The organism is Pedobacter sp. Leaf41 (genome assembly GCF_001422545.1).
Lineage (GTDB): Bacteria > Bacteroidota > Bacteroidia > Sphingobacteriales > Sphingobacteriaceae > Pedobacter.
This window is the reverse complement of record NZ_LMLE01000009.1, coordinates 128,066-154,028: the sequence shown is the minus strand read 5'-3', so window position 1 is coordinate 154,028 and position 25,963 is coordinate 128,066. Positions and strand designations below refer to the sequence as shown.

Below are 25,963 nucleotides of genomic sequence, written 5' to 3'. Positions count from 1 at the left end.
AAGGCTGTGCAAATTTGCATGGCCTTTGTAATTTTATTTGGCACCAGAGCGATAATTTTTGGAATTGATGTTGCTTTGTTGCATTTTTGTACGCTTATTAAGAAAGACGGAGGGATTAGACCCAACGAAGTCTTAGCAACCTGTGACCACACAAGGTGCTACATTCTATCCCGATTTTAATCGGGGGCAGATAAGTTTAGGATTACGATTCTCGTACCAACTTTTTAAATAAGCTTTTTTTGAGATTTTAGATTATAGACGTGAGATTTGAGACTTGGTGCGCAAGACTGAATTTCTCATATCTCATATCTTCAATCTCACATCTAACAACGGAATGAGCATAAGAGAAGAATTAGAAAAACGTATTTTAGTAATTGATGGTGCGATGGGTACCATGATTCAGCGTTATACTTTAACCGAAGAGGATTTTAGAGGGGAACGTTTTAAAGATCATCCATGTGATGTAAAAGGCAATAACGATTTGCTCAACATCACTCGGCCTGATATTATTAAAGCCATACATCTTGAATATTTAGCCGCTGGTGCGGATATTATTGAAACCAACACCTTCAGTACACAAAGAATTTCCATGGCTGATTATCAGATGGAAGATCTTTCTTATGAATTAAGCTTTGAAGGTGCGAGGGTGGCAAAAGAGGCTGCTACTGAATTCATGGCTGCAAATCCTGATCGGAAATGTTTTGTTGCAGGTGCAATCGGGCCAACCAACAGAACCCTTTCGATGTCGCCAAATGTAAACGACCCAGGCTTTAGGGCGGTTTATTTTGATGAACTGGAAGCGGCATATTATGAACAGGTTCGCGGTTTGGTAGATGGAGGTTCTGATGTGCTTCTTATCGAAACCATCTTTGATACGCTAAATGCAAAAGTAGCCATTGTGGCCATTAAAAAATATGAAGAAGTAGTTGGTCGTAAGCTCGAAATTATGATTTCGGGAACCATAACCGATGCTTCTGGAAGAACGCTTTCTGGTCAAACAGCAGAAGCTTTCTTAAATTCGGTGATGCATGCAAAACCTTTAAGCATTGGTTTTAACTGTGCTTTAGGTGCTAAAGAAATGCGCCCGCACATCGAAGAGCTGGCTACCAAGGCTGGGTGTTATGTTTCGGCTTACCCAAATGCAGGCCTGCCGAATGAATTTGGCGCTTACGATGAACAACCGCACGAAACCGCTCACCTGGTCGACGATTTTATTCAATCTGGATTCGTAAATATTGTGGGTGGCTGTTGCGGTACCACTCCTGATCACATTGGATGCATTGCAAAGAATGCCAAAAAAGCTTCTCCACGGAAATTACCAACTATCGAGCCTTTCATGCGATTGAGTGGATTGGAGCCTGTAACGATAACGCCAGAAAGTATTTTTGTAAACGTTGGCGAAAGGACAAACATTACCGGATCTCCAAAATTTTCGAAGTTAATTTTAGGCGGCGACTACGAAGCGGCCTTGGCTGTGGCCCTACAACAGGTAGAAGGCGGAGCGCAGATTATTGATGTGAACATGGATGAAGGTATGCTCGATTCGGAAGCTGCCATGACGAAGTTTTTAAATCTGATTGCCTCAGAACCGGATATCGCCAAATTGCCTATCATGGTCGATTCTTCTAAGTGGTCGGTGATAGAAAATGGATTGAAATGTTTGCAGGGGAAAGGAATTGTGAACTCCATTTCGCTTAAAGAAGGCGAAGATAAATTCCGCGAAAGCGCCCGCAAAATTATGCAATATGGCGCTGCAGTTGTTGTAATGGCTTTTGATGAACAAGGCCAGGCCGATAACTACGAACGGAGAAAAGAGATTTGTAAACGAAGCTATGATATTCTGGTACATGAGATCGGTTTTCCTCCTGAAGATATTATTTTCGACCCCAATATTTTAACCGTTGCAACCGGATTAGAAGAACATAATAACTACGCGGTAGATTTTATTAATGCAACCCGTTGGATCAAAGAAAACCTGCCACATGCAAAGGTAAGTGGGGGTGTATCAAATATTTCCTTTTCATTTAGAGGAAATAATGTTGTTCGCGAAGCGATGCACTCTGCCTTTCTTTACCATGCCATTCAGGCCGGTTTAGATATGGGTATTGTAAATGCAGGTATGCTTGAGGTGTATCAGGAAATTCCACCCGAACTTTTGGAAAGGGTAGAAGATGTGCTTTTGAACCGACGGGATGATGCTACAGAGCGATTGGTTGAATATGCTGATACGGTAAAATCAAAAGGCAAAGAAATTGTAAAAGACGAAGAATGGAGGAAAGGATCCGTTGAAGAACGCCTATCTCACTCCCTGGTAAAAGGAATTGTAGAGTATCTTGACGATGACGTTGAAGAGGCTCGTCAAAAATATGCCCGCCCAATACAAGTAATTGAAGGACCATTGATGGACGGAATGAACATTGTTGGTGATTTATTTGGTGCCGGAAAAATGTTTTTGCCTCAGGTGGTAAAATCGGCCAGGGTGATGAAAAAAGCGGTGGCTTATTTGCTTCCCTTTATTGAACAGGAGAAATTAGATAATCCAGATCAGGACCAAAATTCATCAGCGGGAAGAGTGTTAATGGCAACTGTAAAAGGTGATGTTCACGATATCGGGAAGAACATTGTGGGGGTAGTTTTGGCCTGTAATAACTTTGAAATTATAGATATGGGCGTGATGGTTCCTGCTCAGGAGATCATCAAAAAAGCCAGAGAAATAAATGCCGATATTATTGGCTTAAGTGGATTAATTACACCATCACTTGATGAAATGGTCCACTTTGCCAAAGAAATGGAACGAGAAGGTTTTACCATTCCATTAATTATAGGTGGAGCAACTACGTCGCGGATTCACGCGGCTGTGAAAGTTGCCCCAAATTATTCTGGTCCGGCTATCCATGTTTTAGATGCATCGCGAAGTGTTACTGTTTGCAGTACGCTGATGAATCCAGAAACAAAAGCTGACTACGTTGCAGGGATCAAAGCAGAGTATGAAAAAGCCAGGGAAGCGCATTTGAACAAGCGTTCTGATAAGCGTTTCAAAACCATTGAAGAAGCACGGGAAAATAAATTTAAGATAGATTTCAATCGAAATTTACCAGTTCCCGAATTTACCGGAACCAGGGTTTTTGATCAATATCCTTTGGATGAGTTAGTTCCATATATCGATTGGACTCCTTTTTTCCATACCTGGGAACTTCGAGGCAGCTACCCGAAAATATTCGATGATAAAAATGTTGGAAGTGAAGCAAAAAAACTTTTTGATGATGCACAGGCATTATTGAAACGGATTTTAGATGAAAAGTTGTTAACTGCTAGAGCGGTAATTGGATTTTGGCCGGCAAATGCAGTTGGAGACGACATTCATTTGGAAGTCGAAAGTCAAAAGTCCGAAGTCGGAAGTCTACCTGGCGACTCTGGACTTAAGCCTGAAGACTCAAGACTAGTTACTATCCACACACTGCGCCAACAAGCCGAAAAGGTTGATGGCCAGCCATATTATGCTTTGTCAGATTTCATTGCCCCTAAAGAATCTGGTATTCAAGATTATTTTGGCTGCTTTGCTTTAACTGCAGGAATAGGAATAGATGAGTTGGTAGCGGAATTTGAGGCCAATCATGATGATTATAATAGCATTATGGCCAAGGCATTAGCGGATCGTTTGGCTGAAGCTTTTGCCGAACGCATGCACGAGCGGGTACGTAAAGAATACTGGGGTTATGCAAAGGATGAAAACTTAAGCAATCAGGAATTAATTAAAGAAGAATATGCAGGTATTCGTCCGGCACCGGGCTATCCTGCTTGTCCGGAACACACTGAAAAGGGAACTTTGTTTAGCTTGCTCGATGCGGAGAATAAAATTGGCTTACACTTAACAGAAAGTTACGCCATGTATCCCACAGCTGCGGTGAGTGGTTTTTACTTTGCCCATCCCGAATCAAGATATTTTGGCCTGGGAAAAATCACAAAAGATCAGGTGGAAGATTACGCAATCAGAAAAGGAATGACGATAGAGGAAGCAGAGAAGTGGCTCTCGCCTAATTTGGCGTACTAGTAGTTGCCAGTTATGAGTTAAATGTTATAAGTCAAACTGCAGAAACATGGAGCGGGGAAAGAAAAATTATATTGATTTGGATGTCTGGAAACAAGCCCGAATTTTATCGAAGGAGGTATATTTAGTATCTTCAAATTTTCCTAGTGATGAAAAATTCGGCTTGACAAGCCAGCTTAGAAGAGCGGCTGTATCGATTCCTTCGAACATTGCTGAGGGTTGTGGTAGAAATCATCCGAAAGACAGCATTCAATTTTTTTATGTCGCAAGGGGTTCCGTTTATGAGGTCGAAACTCAACTATATCTTGCATTTGACTTGGGATTTATCGAAGAAATAGACTTAAAAACGCTACTGCTTAACTTGAAACAACCAGAAAATGACTTAACGGATTTATAAATTATTATCAGAAGCTGGTTAAATAAGCATCCAGCCTTAGAACCTTTAACCCATAACTTTTAACTACAATTGAAAATTACAGACCATATAAATAATTCAAAAGGCAAAACCCTGTTCTCTTTTGAGCTTTTGCCACCTATTAAGGGACAAAGTATCCAATGGATTTACGATGCCATCGATCCTTTGTTGGAGTTTAATCCTCCTTTTATTGATGTAACCTCCTTAAGGGAAGATTATATTTACAAGGAACAGGAAAACGGCTTGTTGCAAAAGGTATCGTATCGCAAACGCCCAGGTACGATTGCGATCTGCGCTGCAATTATTCACAAATACAAGATAGATGCAGTACCTCATTTAATTTGCGGTGGTTTTACCAAAGAGGAAACTGAAAATGCATTAATTGATTTGCAGTTTTTGGGAATAGATAACGTGCTGGCTTTACGTGGTGATGCCCGTGCTGCCGATCATTCTTTTGTTCCAACTAAAGGGGGCCATTGCTACGCAACTGATTTAATTCAACACATTAAAAACCACAACGACGGTAAATTTCTGCATGAAGATGTAGAAACTTTCAAAAGTGATTTCTGTATCGGCGTTGCCGGATATCCCGAAAAGCACTTTGAAGCACCCAATCTAAATGCCGACTTCAAATACCTAAAAAAGAAAGTTGATATGGGGGCAGAGTTTATTGTTACGCAAATGTTTTTCGATAACCAGAAATATTTTGACTTCGTTAAGAAGTGCAGGGAGAATGATATAAATGTGCCCATTATTCCAGGCTTAAAGCCTATAAGCACACTTACTCAACTAAATGTTTTACCAAAAATTTTCCATATTGATTTGCCTGATGAGCTAACAGACGCACTATCTTATGCAAAAAGCAACGCTGAAGCTAAAGAAATTGGAACCGACGCCATGATTAAACAATGCAAAGAGTTAATCGACTTTGGAGTACCAGTGCTCCATTTTTATACGATGGGGAAACCGCAACAAACCAAAGCCATCGCGAAGGCTATATTTTAATCCTTAACAAAAATCCGCTTTCATTTTAGAGAGCGGATTTTTTATTTTACAGAACTTTAACCGTCGATTTTTGTTAATTTAACTGTTCAACTTATATTTGTAAGGATGAAGTTTTTGACACTTAAATACTTTTTGATTTTATGCATCGCCATAACCTTTTTTTTGAAGGTTGGCAATGTATTGTCGTATTTAAGCTATTCCTCAACCGATATTGAAAATGTCGTATCAAATGATGATGCGACTGAGAAAGAAGAAAAAAAAGTTGAAACAGAGTACTTTATGCAAGATTATATTACTGAAGAACTTGGCAGTCTTCCCCTTGCAATGAAACAAAAGATAGCCATCCCGGCATGTCTTGATCACTCTCCCTACTTCGCGGATGTTTTAACACCTCCGCCCTCCGTTTAGTAGCCAGTTACAAAACAAACCCTTCATTGGGCAATAATCCAGTATTTTATTTCTATTAAATTATAACGAATATGAAACGAGCAATTTCATTCTGTTTTGCGGTATTTGCAATTTCCGCATCATTAAAAGTTAGCGCACAAGAAGTGACGCAAGCTAATGTGAAACCAGTAAGTAACTCTTTAGAGATGGTTTCAAAACTTCAGCCAGTAAGCTTTAATTACGACAAAAGCTGGGCCGATAAATTAAAACTTCCGGCCACTTCACAATACGGTTTTGTTGGAGCTGAGGCTAAAAGTGCTGTACCAAGTGTAGTTACTGTACAAGCCAAGCAATATCCAGCAGGCAAAAATGCTTACAATTCAGCAACTATAACCAAAGTTGATTATGAAAGCTTAATTCCGCTTTTAGTGGGTAGTATTAAAGAGCAGCAGGAGCAAATTGAGGAGTTGAAACGTGAGTTGCGTTCACTAAAATCTCAAGCATCTAAATAGTTTAGGTTTAGTTTTATAGTTGAAAGGTTGGAGTTTTTAATTCCAGCCTTTTTTATTTTCTGATAATTAAGTGTAGTTTCAGAAAAATAAATAAAATTATGAGAAAAATCATTTTAGCTATCATCCTCTCCTTACACTTAAACTATCTGCATGCCCAAATTACTTCTACAGCAATGAAAGTGGAGGATTTGAAAGATGCACCGTTTAAATTCAAAGGAAGTCGGGCAATGATGGTTGATCGGATAGATGATGATTCATCGAAAAATATTTTCGTTTTCTCCAAGGTAAAATCGGGCAGTAATCCGGATACATTGTTTGCTCAAAAATTTACAAAAATTGGCGATTCATGGAAGTTGACTCAAGAAAAAACCATTACCCATAAAGGTATTATCAGCATTTGGGGATCGAGAAAAGCTTTTGGCGATGCCGATAAGGATAAAAGGGTTGATGCTTTATTCATTTATAGTTTTCACGATAGTGATATGAAAAACCAACTTTCGGTGAACCTTTTGTTAATGCACAAGGGCGAAAGTTATATCCTTACCGAAACTGCAGATAAAAAGAATAGTGCTAGCGCTAACTATTCATCTCTACCTGACAGTATAAAAAACTTTGTTAAGGAATATTGGGATAAATTAGATAAATGGAAATAATTAAATTATAATTGATTGCAATTCACTATTGGTATCTTATAGTTTTTTAATTTTTTACCATTTTAAAATGAAATACTTAAAGAATTTCAACTGGTGGAGTCTGCTAAGGAAATCATACTACCGCAAGTTGGAACCTTAATCCCTTTATCTTATTTTTTGTTGTAGGAATTGTTTGTGGTATAATCTACAATGTAGTTTTATGGAAGAAACAGTTCTATAAAAGGGAACCAAAATATTATAAATGGGGTGTTAAGCTCTATATTGTAGCTAGCATGGGTGTCTTCATCTAGTTTCACTTCATCTTGCCTTTATTTTTGCGGCTAAAAGTATCATCAAAAAAGAAGAAAACCGAATTGTATCTCAAATTTATGAGCAAGCAGCAGTGATGGCTTTTGAAACACCCGAACTGCGAAATAATTTTATCCGAAAAATTCAGGAAGGTACGATCGAGATTCAAGCAGGTACAAAAAACACTGCAGTTGCACTAGGGAAATATGTTGCATCTAAAAATGTAGGAATAGGCTTTGTTGATGAGGGTAAAAACAAATTAGCAGTTTATATTTTCGATAAATATAAAGATGATATTTACAGCGCAAGTTTGTACGGAATGCTGCTTGCGGCGGGAAGAGAGCATGTAAAAATCGAAGATTTGAGTTACGATAATTTGAAAGCGCTAGTTGCAACGTTAAATACCTTGGAGCCAAAAAAGATAGAGGAATCTATAAAAATTAAGCTAACTGAAAAGGTAGATGAGTTGATTTCCGCCAAAATAAGTGTATTAATTCGAAGCACTTTCATCTTACTAATTTTGATTTTGTTAATTCCAATAGTTGAATTTTACATTTATGCTTGGTGGTGGAAGCGAAAAGTTGAACAAGCTGTAACAACCGATGAAGCTTCTGCTAGTCCAATTAATCGGGGCGACAATCTTCTGTAGCCCCATTAATTGTCTTTTCTACAAGAATCTTGTTTTAACCTCTCATTAAATAGCTCTTAAACCCTTCAAAATCTACACCCAATTTATCAGCATATTGAGGCAAGCTATCCAATGCTCTCACCTGCTCCGGAATTTCTATTTTTGCTGCAATATCTATAGGAAAAATATCAGGGAACTTACAGGCATGAGCGGTTGATAAAAAGACTGCTGCGCTCTGATCTTCCGGATTTTCCTTTCTGTATTTTTCAATTGCCAAGTAAGCAATTGCAGTGTGCGGACAAGCGACATAGTCAAACTTTGAGTCGATTTCTTTGATACCAGTAAGCGTTTCCTCATCATTAAAACGATACGATGTAACCACGTTTTTCAAGGCATTTACATCTTCGCCAAATAGATCCATGATGCGAACCCAGTTACTTGGCGCACCAACATCCATCGCATTTGAGTAAGTTTGAGTAGACGCTTTCGTTTCGTAGATACCGGATTCCAGGAAGCGCGGAACGGTATCGTTTATATTAGTAGCCGCAATAAACTGCTTAACTGGTAAACCTAGTTTATAGGCCAATAACCCTGCACCGATGTTGCCAAAATTTCCACTTGGAACGGAAAAAATTACGTCATTTAACCCTTGTTTTTTCAGCTGTGCGTAAGTGTTGAAATAATAGAATGTTTGCGGAATTAACCTCGAGATGTTTATCGAATTGGCTGATGTAAGTCGGAAAGTTGCGTTCAACTCTTCATCTGCAAAAGCTTGTTTCACTAAAGCCTGGCAATCATCAAAAGTCCCTTTCACCTCAACTGCTCTAATGTTTTGACCGTTGGTGGTTAATTGCAATTCCTGTATCGGACTTACTTTTCCTTCGGGATAAAGAATAGTGACACGGGTATTTGGTACCCCAAGAAAACCTAAAGCAACTGCACCACCGGTATCTCCGGAAGTAGCAACTAAAACGTCTAAAAGTTGCTCGCCATCTTTTAGAAAGTAAGCCATCACTCTGCTCATAAAACGGGCGCCAAAATCTTTAAAAGCTAAAGATGGCCCGTGAAAAAGTTCCAGTACAAAAGTCTTTTGGTCTAGTTTTACCGCTGGTGCTTCAAGGTTAATGGCATCTTCAATCAATACTTTTAAATCTTCCGCAGGAATTTCATCTTTTAATAAAGTTGAAGCCACTTTATAAGCAATCTCTGGCAAAGAATACTGTTCGATGTTAGCTAAAAAGTCTGCATCCAATTGAGGGATTTCCACAGGCATATACAAGCCTTTATCTTGAGGCATGCTATTAAAAACGGCCTCTTTAAAAGAAACACGTAAATCTTTATTGTTGGTTGAGTATAGTTTCATGGTTTAAGTTGTAGGTTCCAAGTTTTACGTGATAAGTTTTGCACAAGCTAACTTATCACGTAAAACTTATTACTTAAATTACTCTCGGTCCTTTGGCGTTAACCGAAGAAACGTAAGCTCTGCTGTTGATATTTATTTTATGTAAATGTTGTTGTTGTGCTTTTGTTATTCTTTTGGCGGTGTCTTCATCTTTCGCTAAAGCAAAAACCGATGGACCTGAGCCAGAAATTCCGAAACCGATAGCGCCGTTTTCCATGGCTATTGCTCTCATTTCTTCAAAACCTGGAATTAAAATCGATCGGGTTGGTTCTACCAAAACATCTTTCATGCTGCGGCCAATTAAGTCGAAATCATTCATAAATAAGCCACTAACCAAACCAGCAACGTTGCCCCATTGGGTAACCGCATCTTTCAACAATACTTTGTTGCGAATCATTTGCCGGGCATCTTTTGTGGGTACATCCACCTCGGGATAAACAATCGCGGCATACATCCCTGCGGGAGTAGGTAATGAAATTACATCTAAAGGATCGTAACTTCTAACCAACACAAACCCGCCCAAAATGGCTGGTGCAACATTATCGGCATGGCCATAGCCACAAGCAAGCTCTTCTCCTTTCATGGCAAAAGGAACAAGTTCTTTAGGCGTTAATAAGTCGCCCATCAGTTTGTTGATCGCGAATAAACCTGCAACGGTACTTGCCGAGCTTGAGCCCAAACCGCTACCAATTGGCATCTTCTTATGGAGCTCAATTTCGACACCTACATCTAGTCGATCGATGTGTTGCAAATAATGCTGAACACTTGCACTAACCGTATTTTTAGTGGAATCCAAAGGCAACCTACCATCATCTCCAGTAATTCTTTTGATTGCCACACCAGGTGTATCTGTTAAACGCATTTCAACTTCATCGCCAGGTTCATTTACGGCAAAACCTAAAACATCGAAGCCACAAACTACGTTTGCAACGGTTGCAGGTGCGAAAACTTTTATTTCTTTCATAATTCGAATAATGATGAAGGAGCCAAGACAAAAGGCCTAAACTCCAACTCATTTATATTTATATCCTTTGTCTTTGATTTATCGTTGTCTAATTGCTTCCAACATTTATAATATCGGCAAAAACACCTGCGGCAGTAACTTCCGCTCCTGCACCTGGGCCTTTAACCACTAACGGGCGAGATTTGTACCGATCTGTCGTGAACGAAATAATGTTATCACTCCCCGAAAGCATATAAAAAGGATGACTGTCATCAACCATTTGCAAACTGATTTCTACATTTCCATCTTCGAGTTTACCAATGTAGCGCAACACTTTCTTGTCGTTTGCAGCCTTAGTTTTCAAATCTTCAAAGTAGGAAGCATTTTTTTGGAGTTCAACATAAAAATCTTCTACAGAAGTTGCGTTTAAACAAGCTTCTGGTAAAATATTATCGATTTTAACATCAGCGGCTTCCAGTGGATAACCTGCATCACGAGCAAGGATCAACATTTTACGCATGAAATCTTTTCCGTTCAAATCATCACGTGGATCGGGTTCGGTATAACCCAATTCCTGCGCTTCTTTAACCGTTTCGTAAAATCCGGCATCGTCTTTAAAGTTGTTAAAGATGTAAGAAATTGTTCCAGATAAAATTGCCTCGATACGGGCAACTTTATCGCCGCTCATCATCAACTCTCTTAAAGTACGGATGATCGGCAATCCTGCACCAACATTGGTTTCGTAGTAGAAATCGACACCAAATTTCCTGGCCGTATCTTTAAACGATTTGTATTGTGCAAAGTCTGCTGAATTTCCCTTTTTATTGCAAGTAACAACAGAAATGCTGTTTTCAAAAATGCCCTGATAATATTCAATCGGAGATTCTGCTGCAGTATTATCCACAAAAACACAGTTGGGTAAGTTTAATGCTTTCATGCGTTCTACAAAATCCGCTAAGTCTGCCTGCTCACCATTTGTATCCAGGTTACTTTCCCAATCTTCAAGTGATAAGCCCTCGGCATTGAAAATCATTTTACGGGTATTGCTAATTCCGGCAACCTTGACTTGCAAATCATTGTTTGCGGCTAAGAATGGCATTTGCTCTTTCAGCTGGTTGAACAATGTTTTGCCGATGTTTCCTGTGCCCAAACAGAAGATATTTAATGTGCGTTTTAAGTCGGTAAAGAAAGCATCATGCACTGCATTTACTGCTTTTGATAAATCAGCTGCGCTGATAATTACTGAGATATTGTATTCGGATGAACCCTGGGCAATTGCTCTAACGTTAATTCCGTTTCTACCCAATGCGTTAAACAACCTTCCGCTCATGCCGGGCGTGCGTTTCATATTCTCGCCAACAATGGCCAAAACGGCTAGATTGTTTTCAACTTCCGGTAGAGCCAGTTTGTTAGCATCGAGCTCAAGTTCAAATTCTTTTTTAATTAAAGCAATCGCCTGACCAGCATCAGTGGGCTTAACCGCAAAAGTAATGCTGTGCTCTGATGAAGATTGAGTAATCAGCACTACGTTAATCTGCTCGCGAGATAATAAAGAAAACAATCTTCCACTGAAACCTGCTTTACCCACCATGCCGCTACCGGTAAGATTGATAATGCTGATATGATCGATAGATGAAATGCCTTTTATTGGCAGGGTTGACGCTTTAACGTCGCTTTTGATATAGGTTCCAGAGAAATCAGGCTCAAATGTATTCTTAATTACCAGCGGAATTTTCTTCATGAAAGCCGGAATCATTGTTGGTGGGTAAATTACTTTGGCTCCGAAATAACTCAGTTCCATAGCTTCTGTATAACTCAACTCAGGTAAAGAAAAAGCCTTTTTCACAATGCGTGGATCGGCAGTCATCATTCCGTTTACATCAGTCCAAATTTCAATTTCTTCAGCATTTAAAGCTGCACCCCAAACTGCTGCGGTATAATCAGAACCGCCACGACCTAAGGTAGTTACTCTGCCTGCGGCATTGCTGGCAATGAAACCCGTAACAAACAATACCTTATTTTTATTGGCCTGGTAAAAATCATTAATCAACATTTCAGTCAGTTCGGTATCAACCTTGGCCTGGCCGAAATTGCTATCGGTTTTTATAAATTCCGAGCCATTTACATACAAAGCTTCAGCAAATTGCTGTGAAGCGATATGTGCAATCATGAAAGAGGAGCAACGTTCACCATAACTTAAAATCTGGTCTTTGGTTTGCAAACTCAATTCGCGAAGGTTGGTTACGGCCTGCAATAGATCTTCTAACTCGTTAAAGAAGATTTTCAAACGCGTAAACACGGGGTTTTGGGCAGCTGCCGGTAAAAGCGAACGAATCACTGCAAAGTGTTTGGCCTCAATTTCTTTTAAACCAGTGTCGTAATCTTCGCCACGTTCGGCTCTTTCGGCCATATCGGTTAGCAAATTGGTTACGCCACTCATTGCCGATAATACAACTACCGGATTGCTCTGTAATTTTTCTTTGGCTACTATGCTCAGTAACGTTTTGATGTTCTCGGCCGAACCTACGGATGTGCCGCCGAATTTTAATACTTTCATTAGTTTTTAGTTTTAATGAACCTTGCACGCTTGCTTGTTAATTAGTTTGTGCAGTTTTCAATGGTTTTGGTTTAAAAAAAAAGCGCCCCGATTTGTGTCGGGACGCTTTCTGTGTTTTATGTTAATTCAACTTACAACAAATTAGCCCCGCTGGTTTATCCCGGTGGTAATAATAATGGTTGTAATAATTGAAGTATTAAAAATCATTTCTGTTGGTGTATTTTGTACACCGTAAAGTAGCAGATTATTTTTCTTAATTGCAAACAATTTTAAAATTTATTTGAAAAATTTTTAATAAAACGTTTAATCAAATGAAATAGCGGCATTTTTTGAACCGAAAACTAAAATAGAAAATCGTTGTTCCGCAGATGATCGACGCAAGAATCTTAATGCTGTGGGTTTTCAACTCCCCTCCTTATTTTAAGGAGGGGTGCCCGCAGGGCGGGGTGGTTAATAAATGATCATTTTATTTTGTTGAAAAAGTAGATACAGTAATTCTTATGTTGCAGCAATCCTGCCATTTGCTACAATCTTTTTTGCGGATTCCTCTGCCTTTCCCAACCGTCATTGCGAGGAGGAACGACGTGGCAATCTATTTAGTTAATGCAACAAAAACTATTTCCGCTGCTGTCCCTTAGGTTTAGCTAAGCTAGTTTAAGGTACTATTTGAGGTTGTTGCTGGTATGATTTAAAAAATCGTGCTGTAGAAGGTTTGAACGCTATATGCCTTTATTATTTTATGGAATTTCCATCCAGGAAGAATCATCATCAAAACATCTTTATGAAATCTCTTTTCTTTATTCTGTTCTGCACAGCTTTTAGCTTCAATGCTTACTCACAAACTCTACCAACAATAAGATTGAGGTGTTCCTCATCGTTTTCGGATAATTCTCCACTTTGGGTAGTTGTCTTTAAAAATAAGAGTTATATTTTAAATGATTCCTGTTCAACAATGATAAACCCGAATACAATTGAAAAGGTAGAAGTGTTAAAAGATGCGGCCGCTACAGCGATCTATGGTGTCAGGGCAGCAAATGGTATTATTGTGGTAACTATGAAGAATGCAGACTCAAAAAAGGAATTTAATCGCTTAAAACCCTATCTTGAAAAAGGCTAATCTAACTCCTCACCCCAATATAAATCTCTACTTCCGAATCTGATCCCTGCTGAGATTTTTCTCCGTAAACCTCAAAGTCGGCATTGTAAGTTCTATATAAGGCAATGTCGTTTGCCCATATTTCTTGCCACGTATCTACAACAGCCTGTGGCATTTCTCCCTTTGCTTTGTATTTAATGAGCCTCTCGTTTTTAATTTCTCTACCCACAAAACCATCTGGAATGTGATCTAATGTGCTTACCCGTTGCCCAATGATAGTGGTGTATCTACCAGTATAGTCGCTTTCATAATCGGTATAAATGGCATAAATATCTTCATTTTCTTTATTGGCGATTTTGGAAGCTATTTCTTCAGCGAAAAATCTTTGCCACAGTTTTCCTAAATCTGCTTCTGCCTGATTGTTTTGATTGCTGGTTTGTGTTGAGATGCCAATAATTTTGAAGTTTTCCATTTCTAGGTGTTTGGGCGAAGTTAATGTTTAAAATCATAAAGATATCCGTGATTTCGAACGCAGCCGAAAAATCTTTGTATCATGAAGAAGGTTATGGTCAAGAGATTTCTCCATTTCGCTATGCTAAGGTAGAAAGACGAGTTACAAGTAATTTTTCACACCAACATCTTCCATCCTTTTCATACCTTTGTTTTCAAATATGCAGGGCTTAATTATTAAATCTACGGGCAGTTGGTATAGCGTTTTGGCTGATAATGGCAAGCGTTACGACTGTCGTATTATTGGTAAATTCAGGATTAAAGGAATTAAAACCACCAATCCAATTGCGGTGGGCGATCGGGTAAAATTCGACCTGGAGAAAGACAGTAATCAAGGCTTAATAAACGAGTTGCTGCCTCGAAAAAACTACATTATCCGCAAATCGATTAACTTAAGCAAGCAAGCACAAATCCTCGCTGCAAATTTGGATATGGCCATTTTGCTGGTTACACTTGCTTCACCGAGGACATCATTGGGTTTTATCGATCGGTTTTTGGTTACTGCTGAGGCCTACGATGTACCTGCTGTTTTGGTATTCAACAAGCTCGATTTGTTTAGTAAAGAGGGTTTGGAAATATTACAGGAATTCAAAAATATCTATGAAAATATTGGTTATCCCTGTTACGAAGTTTCGGCTTTAAAAGGGATCAATATTCCAGTTATTCAAGAGGTAATTACAAATAAAATTACCTTAATTTCCGGGCATTCGGGCGTAGGTAAATCCAGTTTAATAAATGCTTTGCTGCCTGATAGAGATTTGAAAACAGGTGAGGTATCAGATTGGAGCGATAAAGGTCAGCATACCACAACTTTTGCTGAGATGTTTGAATTACCACAAGGCGGTTTTATTGTAGATACGCCAGGCATCAGAGAATTGGGCGTAATTGACATCGAAAAAGAGGAGTTAGGTCATTTTTTTAGGGAGATTTTTAAAACTTCACATCAATGCCGGTTTAATAACTGCCGCCATGTAAACGAACCTGGATGTGCCGTAATCGAAGCGGTGAATGAGGGTGACATTGCTGTGTCGCGTTATGAAAGTTACTTAAGTATTTACCATAATAACGATACAAGGCATTAAGCCCCTCGGCCCCCTAAAGGGGGAGTTGAAAAGCAGGGCGGAAAACATAGCGTAATAGATAGAAAGGTTTAACGCACTTTGCTTAAACTGTAAAAAATAAAAGCCCCCTTTAGGGGGTTGGGGGTAAATAAAAAGGAGAAGTCCCTTTTAGGGGATTTAGGGGTTATGAAATTTAAATTAGGAGATTTTGTTCGTTTTGTTGATGAAAAACGGGAGGGGTATGTAACAAGGATTATCGACGCACAAACTTTGGGTGTTACCGATGAGGATGGTTTCGAAATTCCGGTTGCCGTGAGCAATTTAACTTCGGTGCATGGGCATGGTGTAGTTGCAGAAGAAATCGATGCGCCTAAACCTATTCAGGTAAATGTTCCATCCGTAAGCAAAATTGAAAATGGAATTTATGTCGCCGTTGCTACAGATAATAAAGCCGGTAATGTGGTTCATTTTTATCTTCAAAACCAATCGCCTAACGTGTTGTTGGTGAGTTTAACCTCAGAGAAGAAAGAGAAATACTCAGGCTTATTTCATGGTGTGGTTGAATCTTATCAATCAAGTTTGGTTTATTCGGCGTCATTAGCAGATTTGGATATCTGGCCCGAATTTACTTTTCAGATTTTAGTTTTTAGCCAAGCTGATGTTAAACCTGTTGATCCTTTGGTGATTCGCAAAAAATTCAGGGCAAAGGATTTTTCGACAGAACAAAAAGAACTGCCACAATCTAAACTCAAAGGCTGGTTAATCCGTTTGGATGATCTGGTACCCATTACTATCGATGCTCAAAAGCTGAAAGAAAGTTTTTTCAAATCGCCTGCTGAAAAACGAACTGTAGATGCACCTGCAAAAGAAATAGATCTTCATATTGAGAAATTAAGAGATGATCACCATTTTTTAGAGGCTGATGAAATTCTCCAGATTCAGCTGAATCATTTTCAAAATGCTTTAGATGCAGCAGTAGTGCATCATTATGATAAAATGATTTTCATACATGGTTCAGGAAACGGAACACTGAGAGATAAAATTCATAAACTAATTAGTAAAAATCCTCATATTAAAACCTACATGGATGCTCGAAAAGAAAAGTTCGGTTATGGAGCTACAGAGGTCATATTTAAATAAACGACTTCTTTACTAAGGATATCATGAACTAAACCATTAGCTAACTAAAAACCTCATCTCCATAATCAGGGTTGGCTCCAGTTTGTGATGCTACAAAGCTTCCAACCTTGCAGGCTCTATCTAAAACTGTGTCAATCGGGTAGCCCTTTAAGTAGCTGGCAATAAAAGTAGCCAAGAAAGAATCGCCTGCCCCAACGGTATCGGCCACTTCTACCTTGTAGCCTTTATGGTGGTAAAGTTTATTTTCCTGTAATACATAAGCACCTTTTTCGCCAACGGTTAAGCAAATCATGTTGATGTTAAAGATGTTGCTCAATTGTTTCAGCAATTGTTCATCTGTATTGCCAGTTAAGGCGAGTTCGCTTTTCAGATAAAGTAACTCGTGTTCGTTAACTTTTAAAATATCGGCTGCAGAGAGTAGTACCTTTAAAGTTTCTATGGTGTAAAAAGGCGGACGAAGATTAATATCAAATATTTTAAGCCTGGCTTCCTTTAATAAAGATAAAATGGTGTTTCGGCTGTTTTCATTCCGGCAGGTTAAACTGCAATAAACAAATGCATCAGCATTTTTCACAGCAGCAATATTTTCATCAGTAAGTTGAATTGCATCCCAGGCAACTGGCGCCACAATAGTATAAGTGGCCTGATGCTGCGCATCTAACTGAACTTCTACCGTACTTGTTGATAAGTTGTTTGATTGGATGAATTGCGTTGGGAACTGATTTGAAGATAAAAAGTTTAAAAGTTCTTTTCCATTTTCATCATCGCCAATGGCGCTTATAAATTGGCTGTTTATACCTTGTTTGTGCAAGTTAAGCGCCACATTCATACTCGAGCCCCCTGCCTTTTTTCCTTCGGGAAAAACATCCCATAATATTTCGCCAATGGCTACAACTGTTTTTGTCATGGTGAATTTTATGTTTTGCAAGGTAGCAATTTTCAGTGTCTGTTAATTATCTGTTATATTTCCTTCTATCAAGGCTTTGAATTCTCTTTCTACATCAGATAAATGCTGTGTGTTAGAGCTTTTTGCTATGGTATGTTCAACTGTTTTCTCTGCCGATGATTAAACTAGTGTAAATCGAAAGGCCATTAATCTGGGTATCTCTAATCGCAATTTTTCTGATCATATTAAATGGAAATTCAACAACTAAAAAGCCGAAAAAGGTTTCTCCAATGATTTTTCGATTTGTATCAACATATATAACTTTCGAATTTACAAATGCTAATAAAAGCAAAAACAATCCAGCAACAGCTGAAAATAATCCGATTGCTAATTCTGTAAACGCAAACTTCGCAACGAGAAAATTGGCCATTAGTAGGAAGAAAAATCCTGCAAAAGCCAATTGTATTATCGCCAGAATTGTTTTTTGAAACGATACAAAACGATAAAGCTGAGGCGCTCTTTGTTTAAAGTATTTAATTTGTATAGGTTCAGTTTGCTGGTTTACGGTGATTTTATCAAGTAAATAAGCTTTTATCAGTGGTAAAACCTGATGGTAAAACTCGGATTTGGCTGTTTGCTTCGTTTGGTTGTAGGTTGGACTTAGCCTAATGCTATGCCCAATCGGGTTGCTTTTCAACACGATATAATAAGCTTCAGGCAACGAACCCGAACGCATTTCTACATTTAAAATATCAGCAAAGGCTATTTCTTTTAATTGAATACCAAAATGAGATACAATAATCTTTTGCTTTTGGCCGTTGATGATTACTTTTTTGTATGCTGTGGCAAAGCCCAACACGATTAAGAGTACTGTGCCGAGGAAAATATAACACATTTTGGCATTACCAATATTTTGATGGGTTTTATTAACGCTATAAAGTACAAAACAAAATAACTAGTATGCCGATAATCACAAATCCTTTTAGATTACCATAATCCGGATAAAGAATTAGATTCCCGTTCTGCTGCTCGAATTTGTTGCGTTTAAACATTGGCTTTTTTCTTGAACTTATTTATCAATGTAAATATGAGCCAGCTCCCTGCAAAAGCGAATGTTACATCGGCTGAAAGTGAAAAAAAATTAAATTCTGTACTGGTACCTCCTTCTTTTGTGATCACATCATAGCCACTTACTTTAGTGTAAAAGTTTAGTGGATACCCATATTGGTCAGCACCATCAGCATTGTAAGTTAGGCTTGCAGTTGCCCAATTAATGATGATGAAAAGCAGAATACCTCCTAATAATATTTTATAGATTGCTTTCATTGATCTAACAAGTTTCCTCTTTGCTTATTAAAAACTTCTTTCTCATCTTTCTCAATCAAACGATCTAGCAAAGCATTATAGCCATTTGCAATTTTATATTCCAGTTCATTCTTGTACAAAGGGAAAATAGACAAAATGTTGATCACTTTGTTATCTATTTTTATCTCGGTAAATTCTTCATCAAACGTTACCGAGGGTAGAACAACTAAACCAACATAATCAGTTGCTTGGTCATAAGGTTCCATATCTGCAGTAGCTTGCAAGGTATGGCCAATGGTTAACCAGGTATCATAATGGTGTGGGAAACGAGCTGTTTCTTTTAACATGCCTAAAATCCAATCGTTTTCATTTTCACTTGGAGAAACCTCTCCAAACTCAATTTCTTTTGGTATCAGAATCATGAGCTCGGCAAATTTGTATTGCTCAGCATTTTCTACACCCTCCGGAACGGTCATTTCCAATAAACTCATCCCACAGGTAAGTAAAATGTTAAAGCTGTGCTTTGCTGAACTGATAAAATACACATCCAAATGAAAATCGGGAGATACCATTTCATGGAAAACCGTAATTTCTTCTGATGTGTAAAAATTATCCAGGTGATTGGCAATCGCTTCTGGGTGGTTATCAAAAAAAGTTAGGTTGCGAAATTTTTCGTAAAAGTCATTCATAGGTTTACATTTTTTTGGTATCAGAAATTTATCGAAAAACAAGTCACAAATCTTATTCCATGATTAAAATACGATATTATCTAAATTTAAAAGCTTTTTATTATTTTAGTTGAGGATGTATTTCTACATTCATACCTAACGGGAAATTAATGATCCCTAAAAATTAAAATTACTATGAGGAAATCAATTTTTGCAATACTCTTTTGCCTGATCACTTTTTCTGTCGCAGCTCAAACATCAGAAGATAAAAAAGCTATTCTTGATGTGCTTGAAAAGCAAAGATTAGCCTGGAACAAAGGCGACCTGGAAACATTTATGCAGGGTTATGTTAAAAGCGATAGTTTACTTTTTGTAGGCAAAAGCGGACCCACTTATGGCTGGCAAAAAACGTTGGATAATTACAAAAAAAGTTATTCAGGAGAAGCTGGAATGGGCCAATTGACTTTCGGGATTAAGAAAATAGATTTCTTAAATAAAGATGTGGCTTTCGTTTTAGGTAGCTGGCATTTAAAACGCGAAAAAGACGAGCCACAAGGCTACTATACTTTGCTTTTTAAAAAGATTGAGGGTATTTGGAAAATAATAGTAGACCATAGCTCCTAAATATGAAAACAACTTTTCTATCGGTACTGGCTTTGATGCTACTGCTATCAGCTTGCAAATATTCATCCACAAAAAAGAAAGAATTTGTTTTATACAGTAAAGAAGGTTGGAGTTTCAGTTTACCAAAATATTGGAAAGTAAAAAAAGATCGCCCTATTGAAGGCGTTCCAAATAGCCGGTTTATTTCTGCAAGTGACGACGAGCCCTTTTCGAAAGATGCTTACCTCATCATAACCGCAATTGATTCGGTAAGTGTAGAAAAGAACCTGGAAAATCTGATTATACAATCAAGAGCAAGTTACCATAAAAGAAAGATTGAATTTGGGATGCTAAACCAACCAAAGGAAATTATGGTTGGGAAGCAAAAGGTTTTAAGGGCTGATTTTGAAACAAAGGTAATTACAAATCGAAATAAGGGAAGTTTTCTGTTTTCAATTGGAAGGGCAAAACCTTTTCATTTGTATTCAGTGTTGATGTTAAAGATAAAAAGGAGAATTTCAATGTGGTTGATTCGGTAATCAAATCTTTGAATGTGAAATAAATTTCCTTGAAAAATACAGGACTGAGTAAACAGTAAGCAGGCAGCCAATGATAGATAAAATGATTACGCTGTTGGAGAAAAATGTTACCCAGTTCAATTTTACTTTAAATATTTCTTTACTCAATAAAACGCCAATACTCCCTACGTAACCAAATGAATCGGCGACGTAAATTAAAAAACCTACATTGCTGGCGTATTTAAATGTTGATATTAACCGATCGAAAAATACTGCGTTAAATGGGATGTAAACCATGTAGAGCCCAAGGCCAACCAAAGTCATCCACCAAATGGGTTGGAGTAAATTTGCTTTAAAAAGTAATGAACATGTACCCGCTAAAATAAATCCCGCTAGGATAAAATAATGTGCTGTTTTAAGAGCCGTAAAATTATTTTTGATCAGCACCATGCTGCCAATTAGCAACAAAACAATTAATGTAATTGGTGTTTCTGTTTTGGCAAAAATGGCGGGTTGGTTCGCAAAGCCCATTTCATTCCACATTTCGGCACTAAAATTATCTCTGATATCTCTAAAAATTGTAGCGAAGCAATAAATGATTACACAGGCAACCAAGCCAGTAAAAAACTCTTTAACAAACAGCTTTCTGTCCTGGTCTGTCATTGGTATTCTATCAGCTCTGTCTTTGATGTCTTCATCATTGGGTGGAGGTATTTTCTCCATTAAGAAAACGAAAATCAAAAGCGGAACCATGAAGACTAAGCCAGCATAAAAAGGTATCCAAAATTCGGTTAAGTTAAAGGTTATACTTAACCACGAGCCAACCGATTTTACAAATCCGGAAGCAAAAATGAAGCTTACGGCTAAAGTTGCACCAATGAAATCGGTGCTTCTTCTGCCTTCTACGTACGAGAATACAACGCCCCAAAGCATGCCTAAGGGAAATCCGTTAATGAAAAGAAAAATGATGTTATAGGGTACCGGAACAAGGGCAAATAACAGCCAGCTTAACCACGCTATAGCTGTTAGGACGATAATAATTTTTCCTCGGCCTGTGCGTTTAAGTTCGGAAATATATTTAATGCCATAAAATTTGGCTAGTAAATAACCAAGCATTTGGCAAATTACTAAAATGGTTTTGTAGCTATATCCAGCTATGGTTAATCCGTCAAAAGTAGCGACTGTAAATGTCTTTCTGAAGCCAAAAATCATCGTATAAGCCAGGAAAACTACTATAGCAGCATATAAGCCTGTTTTGATTTGATTTTTGAACGTAAAGCTTTTGGGCATATCTCCTAAAAATTACCGTAGTGGAAATATAGCTGTAAAAATCCATAAAGCCGCAATCACTCTCTATAATTAGCTAGTGGATTACAACTCTAACTTGAAATCTTTGTAGTAAAAATCTTTGTCTGCATCAGTGAGGTGGCGGATTACCCTGCACGGATTTCCTGCCGCAAAAACATTGTCAAGAATATCCCTGGTAACAATACTACCCGAACCGATGACCACATTTGAACCGATTTTTACTCCTGGGTTGATTACCACGTTTCCTCCGATCCAAACGCTATTGCCGATAGTTACTTCTTGCGCCCATTCATATTCCTGATTGCGTAGGTGTGCATGGATCGGGTGACCAGCGGTGTAAATCGATACATTTGGCGCAATAAAAACACTATTGCCAATGCTAACTTTTGCGCAGTCTAAAATGGTTAAATTGAAGTTGGCGTAAAAATTATCGCCGATTTCGATATTGTAACCATAATCACAGCGAAAAGGAGGCTCTACATAAAACATTTTTTCCGTTTTACCGAATAATCTTTTAAGCAACTCTTTGCGTTGTTTAATAAATTTTGGAGCGAGGTTATTAAACTCGTAAACAATTTCGCGGGCTTTGAGTCTTTCTTGCGATAACTCTTTCCCTCCGGCTTGATAGGCTTTGCCAGCCAGCATTTTCTGTTTTTCGGTAAGTATTTCGTGTTCCATTAATATTCTGATATTCGTTAATTTAATAAAGATTATGCAATGCCTTCATCTTTCTTCCTCGCGAAAATGAAGATTTTGGGAAAGCAGAAACGAAAAAAAACGGGACTATCGTTTCCGATGCCCCGATTTATTCGCTTTTTTTAATCCTATGTCGTAGACCTTTTAGATTTACATTTATCTTGGACTACCGTTTCTCATTGCTTTTTCGGCAATTTTAACAGCTTTCTTTTCTCTCCAATGTGCGTATTTTTCCTTAAAGGTCATTTTAATCAAACTATCAATGGCGCCATGAGTAAACAAACTCCAAACACTTGCTACTTTACGCGTAATAGATTGATCCCAGGCACGTAAACTTAAAGAGAATGAGCCATCAAGGTATTTCATCCAATGCCACATTCCAGTTGGCATAAATAAGGTATCTCCATGTTCTAAAAACACTTCGTAGCCTTCCACGCCTTTTAAAGCAGGAAACTTTTCGAAATCTGGCTTAGCTACATCATAATCTTCCAAAGCATAGGTGGCATTTGGCAGGCAATACAATCTATCTTTCCATTTATTGTCGAAAAGCACGATATGTTTTCTTCCACCAAAATGGGTATGGAAGATGTGCGGTAAATCGATGTCGTAATGTAAAAATGTTACCGAATTGGAACCGCCAAAAAACATGGCGGGCATACTTTCAATAAAGCCACCCATTAAATCCTTTGGTATTTTTACATCGTTAATTAAGCTTGGCACTTTCTTAAATAAATTGAAGAAAAATATTCTCAATTCAGTGGGTTCGCGTTTAATCAAATCCAAATAATCGCCGAATTTCATGTGTGCTGTAGCTGCATTAATTGGTTTAGAAGGATCTGCTTTTGAGTTATCGTACAAAGGAACTTCCAAGTCGCCACCAATCTCTTTTAAATATTCAGTTGTCCATTTTTCTCTAGCTGGCCAATCTTTAGTTAAGCCCCTAATTACCAATGGTTTTTTTGTTTTCAAATAATTTTTTTTGAAATCTTCGGGAGTAATATTCTCGACGATATCTACAGGTTTTAATATGAAACTCATGCGTTTTAAATCGGTTATTTGTTGCCGAACAGCAAATGTGTAAATTTTATTTTACAAATGATATATCTCTAATCAAATGTGACGCAATTTACTTAATTCAGAATTAGCATTAGCTTGATGTTTTGTTAACGCTAAGCCAAAACTTTTCTGCCCACAATTTCTGCATAAGCGGCATCCCATAAATCAACTCGTTTTTTTAAGGCTTCTATCGTTGCCTCTTCTGCTTCTGCCCAAAAACTTTCGTCTTTTTCACAAAGTTTTTCTGTCATAGCTAATGCTAAATGACTATGATGATCTCCATCAACTTCGATGTGGCGTTCTAAATAATATTTGAAAATAGAAACCTGATCTGGTTGATTACTGTTCAAATCGTTAACCATACTAAAGAACATATTTGGGATTAGATCTTCGCGGCCAAAAGTAAAACTAGCTGCCTGAAGGTGGGCTTTTCCACTCTTTATTGTCTTAAACGTCGAATCAACAAAAGCTCTTGCTGAAGGTGGAACTTGAGCCAATTCAAAAGCCATGTCGAAATCACGGCCTTTCTGTAACGACAATAGAAATTGGTTGATGGGTTTAACATTTGCACCACATTGAACCATCGCTTCTAGGTATAGCTCGAAATGACTTTTGATTTCTCCATCCGCATCCACATCACTTTCTTCACCGGCAACTATTTCGTTAATCAGTTGCCTGGTAACGGCGTCTCCAACAGGAAACCAAGGCAGGGTTGTACAGGTTAAATTTATTTGTAATGCTTTAAGCAGCGACATGAAATCCCAAACTGCATAAATGTGGTGTTCCATAAAGGTTTGAAGATCTTCCAGGTCGCTTATTGCAGAATAAACTTTGTGATTAATAATTTGCTGCCTCAAAGGCGCTATGTTATTTTGGATTTTTAGAATATTGGGATGCATGTTCAGTTGTATAATGCCAAATTAATGTCTATCAAAGCTTAGCTTTTTCGCTTAGTTAATGAGGCGAAATTAATCACTTAATAGGTTCAATGTGTATAATCGCTAAAACTTGAAATCCTGCTGACATAAAAGTGACGAGATGATCGAGATATTTTAGGCTAAGTAGCTATCTCATGAAATTAACCGAAAACTTAGCTAAGCAAAAGGGCGTCTTCTTGATTTGTATTGCCAATGGAAATGGATGCGATATGACTTGATTTTATCATACCAAAAACGGCAAAAGTTAACTCCGCCATGAATCTTTCAATCGATGGCGGAATTAGGTTTGTTTGGGTAGTATTATCCGCTGATTATGAGGGAAAAGTGCAGTTCATCACCTTCCAGCTAAATGCTTAGTCCAATTTATGGTTTAAATAGTTGGGTCGCATTCGGCGATTTCATTTTAAGTATTATTTCAAGTAAAAACTGAAAGATTTATACTTGAAATAAACTTGATCACTTTCCAATGATATTGCTACCTATTAGATTACGGTTGCTGTGCGCACTTTTTTAGAGAAAACCTTCGGAAAGAAACGTTTAAGCCAAACCGCTTTCGTTTCTTTTCCTCCAATGTAAACCTCTTCTTTTTTTGCCTGAATAGCTTTAAGCATCTGTTTGGCGCATTCGGCTGGAGACATGGCTTTATCATGTGCATCGCCCATGGTATTCAACGGTTTCCCATCGCCTGTTAAGGCATTATAGGTCACATTCGTTTTAATAAATCCGGGGCAAATGATAGTAATATCTATGTTTTTGTCAAACACTTCCGATCGAAGAGAGTCAAAATAGCCATGTAAAGCATGTTTGGAAGCGGAATACGCTGACCGTAATTTGGTTCCAAATTTTCCAACCAGACTGCTGACCACAGCGATTTGGCCTCCGCCGTTTGCTATCATTGTTGGTAAAACCGCCTTGCTTAAAACAACAGTTCCCCAAAAATTGGTGTTCATAATTTGTTGCTCAGTTGTTATGTCGGTTTTTAAAGCCAGGCTCCGCTGACTTACACCACCGCTATTGATGAGTAAATCAATTTTGCCAAAGATTTTAATGGCATCTTTCGCCTTGCTATCTAATTCTGAAGTTTCGCTTAAGTCGAAAGGTAAAACGTGTACATTAAATGAATTTTGGCAGTTTCCCTTTACTCGAAATAACTCATCGCGGTTGCGACCCGAAATGATCAGTTTATCTCCAGCTTTAAAATACTCGTAAACCAAGGCTTCTCCAATTCCTGAAGATGCGCCCGTTATCCAAACAATTTTCGACATATATTTTGATATTGAGTGAGTGGATGAGTGAGGGATTGAATGAAATGTAAAATTCACTCCTTCAAAACTCAATCA

General features: G+C 38.1%; 25 protein-coding genes and 1 riboswitch. Of the genes, 12 read left to right on the top strand and 13 right to left on the bottom strand.

Translation table 11 applies throughout. The features are described 5' to 3' along the window. Positions 1–91 precede the first annotated feature (91 nt). A riboswitch (SAM riboswitch) is annotated at positions 92–197 on the top strand. Between the two features lie 137 nt (positions 198–334). The 7 genes from metH to ASE92_RS15510 all read left to right on the top strand — a co-directional run bounded on the left by metH (position 335) and on the right by ASE92_RS15510 (position 7,957). After that, positions 335–4,051 carry a methionine synthase gene (metH, locus tag ASE92_RS15540; RefSeq protein ID WP_056851034.1) on the top strand — a complete coding sequence of 1,239 codons (3,717 nt, stop codon included), beginning with the start codon at positions 335–337 and terminating at the stop codon, positions 4,049–4,051. Positions 4,052–4,097: 46 nt separating this feature from the next. Further along, positions 4,098–4,445 carry a four helix bundle protein gene (locus tag ASE92_RS15535; protein WP_056851033.1) on the top strand — a complete coding sequence of 116 codons (348 nt, stop codon included), beginning with the start codon at positions 4,098–4,100 and terminating at the stop codon, positions 4,443–4,445. A 69-nt stretch (positions 4,446–4,514) separates the two neighbouring features. Next, the gene (locus ASE92_RS15530) at positions 4,515–5,468 is read left to right on the top strand and encodes a methylenetetrahydrofolate reductase (RefSeq protein WP_056851032.1); all 954 of its coding nucleotides are present in this window, start codon (positions 4,515–4,517) and stop codon (positions 5,466–5,468) included. A gap of 105 nt (positions 5,469–5,573) precedes the next feature. Continuing rightward, positions 5,574–5,876, top strand: a complete 303-nt coding sequence (locus ASE92_RS15525; protein ID WP_056851031.1) for a hypothetical protein — start codon at positions 5,574–5,576, stop codon at positions 5,874–5,876. 71 nt (positions 5,877–5,947) lie between these two features. Further along, on the top strand, positions 5,948–6,367 hold the full coding sequence (locus ASE92_RS15520; protein WP_056851030.1) for a tail fiber domain-containing protein: 420 nt from the start codon (positions 5,948–5,950) through the stop codon (positions 6,365–6,367). A 98-nt stretch (positions 6,368–6,465) separates the two neighbouring features. Then, entirely contained in the window at positions 6,466–7,020 is a 555-nt protein-coding gene (locus ASE92_RS15515) for a hypothetical protein (protein ID WP_157255765.1), read from the top strand. Positions 7,021–7,405: 385 nt separating this feature from the next. Next, entirely contained in the window at positions 7,406–7,957 is a 552-nt protein-coding gene (locus tag ASE92_RS15510) for a hypothetical protein (protein WP_056851028.1), read from the top strand. A 34-nt stretch (positions 7,958–7,991) separates the two neighbouring features. On the opposite strand, the gene thrC is transcribed toward ASE92_RS15510, so the two are convergent. The 3 genes from thrC to thrA form a co-directional block, all read right to left on the bottom strand. Further along, positions 7,992–9,299, bottom strand: a complete 1,308-nt coding sequence (gene thrC, locus ASE92_RS15505) for a threonine synthase (protein ID WP_056851027.1) — start codon at positions 9,297–9,299, stop codon at positions 7,992–7,994. Between the two features lie 73 nt (positions 9,300–9,372). Beyond that, the gene (locus tag ASE92_RS15500; RefSeq protein WP_056851026.1) at positions 9,373–10,302 is read right to left on the bottom strand and encodes a homoserine kinase; all 930 of its coding nucleotides are present in this window, start codon (positions 10,300–10,302) and stop codon (positions 9,373–9,375) included. Between the two features lie 88 nt (positions 10,303–10,390). Next, on the bottom strand, positions 10,391–12,838 hold the full coding sequence (gene thrA / locus ASE92_RS15495) for a bifunctional aspartate kinase/homoserine dehydrogenase I (protein ID WP_056851025.1): 2,448 nt from the start codon (positions 12,836–12,838) through the stop codon (positions 10,391–10,393). A 952-nt stretch (positions 12,839–13,790) separates the two neighbouring features. Between thrA and ASE92_RS21285 the strand changes: the two genes are divergently transcribed. Continuing rightward, positions 13,791–13,955 (top strand): TonB-dependent receptor plug domain-containing protein, encoded by a 165-nt coding sequence (locus tag ASE92_RS21285; protein WP_162237768.1) that lies wholly within the window; start codon positions 13,791–13,793, stop codon positions 13,953–13,955. A gap of 1 nt (position 13,956) precedes the next feature. Here ASE92_RS21285 and ASE92_RS15490 read toward each other — a convergent pair whose 3' ends face one another. Further along, entirely contained in the window at positions 13,957–14,406 is a 450-nt protein-coding gene (locus ASE92_RS15490; protein ID WP_056851024.1) for a GyrI-like domain-containing protein, read from the bottom strand. 199 nt (positions 14,407–14,605) lie between these two features. Between ASE92_RS15490 and rsgA the strand changes: the two genes are divergently transcribed. Both rsgA and ASE92_RS15480 read left to right on the top strand, forming a co-directional pair. After that, on the top strand, positions 14,606–15,526 hold the full coding sequence (gene rsgA, locus ASE92_RS15485; protein WP_056851023.1) for a ribosome small subunit-dependent GTPase A: 921 nt from the start codon (positions 14,606–14,608) through the stop codon (positions 15,524–15,526). 165 nt (positions 15,527–15,691) lie between these two features. Next, positions 15,692–16,645: a Smr/MutS family protein gene (locus tag ASE92_RS15480; RefSeq protein WP_056851213.1), complete on the top strand. Its 954-nt coding sequence runs from the start codon at positions 15,692–15,694 to the stop codon at positions 16,643–16,645. A gap of 40 nt (positions 16,646–16,685) precedes the next feature. Here the strand turns inward: ASE92_RS15480 and ASE92_RS15475 are convergent, their stop codons facing one another. From ASE92_RS15475 to ASE92_RS15460, 4 genes are all read right to left on the bottom strand, one after another. After that, positions 16,686–17,552 (bottom strand): carbohydrate kinase, encoded by an 867-nt coding sequence (locus ASE92_RS15475; RefSeq protein WP_056851022.1) that lies wholly within the window; start codon positions 17,550–17,552, stop codon positions 16,686–16,688. A 136-nt stretch (positions 17,553–17,688) separates the two neighbouring features. After that, positions 17,689–18,426, bottom strand: coding sequence for a hypothetical protein (locus ASE92_RS15470; RefSeq protein ID WP_157255764.1), 738 nt, complete (start codon positions 18,424–18,426; stop codon positions 17,689–17,691). Between the two features lie 149 nt (positions 18,427–18,575). Beyond that, positions 18,576–18,857, bottom strand: coding sequence for a hypothetical protein (locus ASE92_RS15465; RefSeq protein WP_056851020.1), 282 nt, complete (start codon positions 18,855–18,857; stop codon positions 18,576–18,578). Beyond that, positions 18,854–19,525, bottom strand: coding sequence for a suppressor of fused domain protein (locus ASE92_RS15460; RefSeq protein ID WP_056851019.1), 672 nt, complete (start codon positions 19,523–19,525; stop codon positions 18,854–18,856). The genes ASE92_RS15465 and ASE92_RS15460 overlap by 4 nt, the downstream gene beginning before the upstream one ends. 174 nt (positions 19,526–19,699) lie before the next feature. Here ASE92_RS15460 and ASE92_RS15455 point away from each other — a divergent pair, with 174 nt between their 5' ends. Both ASE92_RS15455 and ASE92_RS15450 read left to right on the top strand, forming a co-directional pair. Beyond that, complete coding sequence (locus ASE92_RS15455; RefSeq protein ID WP_056851018.1) at positions 19,700–20,128, top strand: DUF4440 domain-containing protein; 429 nt, start codon at positions 19,700–19,702, stop codon at positions 20,126–20,128. 2 nt (positions 20,129–20,130) lie between these two features. Continuing rightward, entirely contained in the window at positions 20,131–20,646 is a 516-nt protein-coding gene (locus tag ASE92_RS15450) for a hypothetical protein (protein WP_056851017.1), read from the top strand. Here ASE92_RS15450 and ASE92_RS15445 read toward each other — a convergent pair whose 3' ends face one another. The 5 genes from ASE92_RS15445 to ASE92_RS15425 form a co-directional block, all read right to left on the bottom strand. Then, positions 20,647–21,915 (bottom strand): DUF5690 family protein, encoded by a 1,269-nt coding sequence (locus tag ASE92_RS15445; protein WP_056851016.1) that lies wholly within the window; start codon positions 21,913–21,915, stop codon positions 20,647–20,649. A gap of 81 nt (positions 21,916–21,996) precedes the next feature. Beyond that, positions 21,997–22,611, bottom strand: coding sequence for a sugar O-acetyltransferase (locus ASE92_RS15440; RefSeq protein ID WP_200926434.1), 615 nt, complete (start codon positions 22,609–22,611; stop codon positions 21,997–21,999). A 174-nt stretch (positions 22,612–22,785) separates the two neighbouring features. Continuing rightward, the gene (locus ASE92_RS15435; protein WP_056851015.1) at positions 22,786–23,667 is read right to left on the bottom strand and encodes a cupin-like domain-containing protein; all 882 of its coding nucleotides are present in this window, start codon (positions 23,665–23,667) and stop codon (positions 22,786–22,788) included. A gap of 131 nt (positions 23,668–23,798) precedes the next feature. Further along, positions 23,799–24,584, bottom strand: a complete 786-nt coding sequence (locus ASE92_RS15430) for a DUF3050 domain-containing protein (protein ID WP_056851014.1) — start codon at positions 24,582–24,584, stop codon at positions 23,799–23,801. A gap of 521 nt (positions 24,585–25,105) precedes the next feature. Beyond that, positions 25,106–25,888: an SDR family oxidoreductase gene (locus ASE92_RS15425; RefSeq protein ID WP_056851013.1), complete on the bottom strand. Its 783-nt coding sequence runs from the start codon at positions 25,886–25,888 to the stop codon at positions 25,106–25,108. Positions 25,889–25,963 lie beyond the last annotated feature (75 nt).

What these genes read in the sequence shown, in the direction of transcription:
- metH (WP_056851034.1), top strand. Translation starts at nt 335, where the DNA reads ATGAGCATAAGAGAAGAATTAGAAAAACGTATTTTAGTAATTGATGGT.
- ASE92_RS15535 (WP_056851033.1), top strand. Translation starts at nt 4,098, where the DNA reads ATGGAGCGGGGAAAGAAAAATTATATTGATTTGGATGTCTGGAAACAA.
- ASE92_RS15525 (WP_056851031.1), top strand. Translation starts at nt 5,574, where the DNA reads ATGAAGTTTTTGACACTTAAATACTTTTTGATTTTATGCATCGCCATA.
- ASE92_RS15520 (WP_056851030.1), top strand. Translation starts at nt 5,948, where the DNA reads ATGAAACGAGCAATTTCATTCTGTTTTGCGGTATTTGCAATTTCCGCA.
- ASE92_RS15515 (WP_157255765.1), top strand. Translation starts at nt 6,466, where the DNA reads ATGAGAAAAATCATTTTAGCTATCATCCTCTCCTTACACTTAAACTAT.
- ASE92_RS15510 (WP_056851028.1), top strand. Translation starts at nt 7,406, where the DNA reads ATGGCTTTTGAAACACCCGAACTGCGAAATAATTTTATCCGAAAAATT.
- thrC (WP_056851027.1), bottom strand. Translation starts at nt 9,299, where the DNA reads ATGAAACTATACTCAACCAACAATAAAGATTTACGTGTTTCTTTTAAA.
- ASE92_RS15500 (WP_056851026.1), bottom strand. Translation starts at nt 10,302, where the DNA reads ATGAAAGAAATAAAAGTTTTCGCACCTGCAACCGTTGCAAACGTAGTT.
- thrA (WP_056851025.1), bottom strand. Translation starts at nt 12,838, where the DNA reads ATGAAAGTATTAAAATTCGGCGGCACATCCGTAGGTTCGGCCGAGAAC.
- ASE92_RS21285 (WP_162237768.1), top strand. Translation starts at nt 13,791, where the DNA reads ATGATAAACCCGAATACAATTGAAAAGGTAGAAGTGTTAAAAGATGCG.
- ASE92_RS15490 (WP_056851024.1), bottom strand. Translation starts at nt 14,406, where the DNA reads ATGGAAAACTTCAAAATTATTGGCATCTCAACACAAACCAGCAATCAA.
- rsgA (WP_056851023.1), top strand. Translation starts at nt 14,606, where the DNA reads ATGCAGGGCTTAATTATTAAATCTACGGGCAGTTGGTATAGCGTTTTG.
- ASE92_RS15480 (WP_056851213.1), top strand. Translation starts at nt 15,692, where the DNA reads ATGAAATTTAAATTAGGAGATTTTGTTCGTTTTGTTGATGAAAAACGG.
- ASE92_RS15475 (WP_056851022.1), bottom strand. Translation starts at nt 17,552, where the DNA reads ATGACAAAAACAGTTGTAGCCATTGGCGAAATATTATGGGATGTTTTT.
- ASE92_RS15470 (WP_157255764.1), bottom strand. Translation starts at nt 18,426, where the DNA reads ATGTGTTATATTTTCCTCGGCACAGTACTCTTAATCGTGTTGGGCTTT.
- ASE92_RS15465 (WP_056851020.1), bottom strand. Translation starts at nt 18,857, where the DNA reads ATGAAAGCAATCTATAAAATATTATTAGGAGGTATTCTGCTTTTCATC.
- ASE92_RS15460 (WP_056851019.1), bottom strand. Translation starts at nt 19,525, where the DNA reads ATGAATGACTTTTACGAAAAATTTCGCAACCTAACTTTTTTTGATAAC.
- ASE92_RS15455 (WP_056851018.1), top strand. Translation starts at nt 19,700, where the DNA reads ATGAGGAAATCAATTTTTGCAATACTCTTTTGCCTGATCACTTTTTCT.
- ASE92_RS15450 (WP_056851017.1), top strand. Translation starts at nt 20,131, where the DNA reads ATGAAAACAACTTTTCTATCGGTACTGGCTTTGATGCTACTGCTATCA.
- ASE92_RS15445 (WP_056851016.1), bottom strand. Translation starts at nt 21,915, where the DNA reads ATGCCCAAAAGCTTTACGTTCAAAAATCAAATCAAAACAGGCTTATAT.
- ASE92_RS15440 (WP_200926434.1), bottom strand. Translation starts at nt 22,611, where the DNA reads ATGGAACACGAAATACTTACCGAAAAACAGAAAATGCTGGCTGGCAAA.
- ASE92_RS15435 (WP_056851015.1), bottom strand. Translation starts at nt 23,667, where the DNA reads ATGAGTTTCATATTAAAACCTGTAGATATCGTCGAGAATATTACTCCC.
- ASE92_RS15430 (WP_056851014.1), bottom strand. Translation starts at nt 24,584, where the DNA reads ATGCATCCCAATATTCTAAAAATCCAAAATAACATAGCGCCTTTGAGG.
- ASE92_RS15425 (WP_056851013.1), bottom strand. Translation starts at nt 25,888, where the DNA reads ATGTCGAAAATTGTTTGGATAACGGGCGCATCTTCAGGAATTGGAGAA.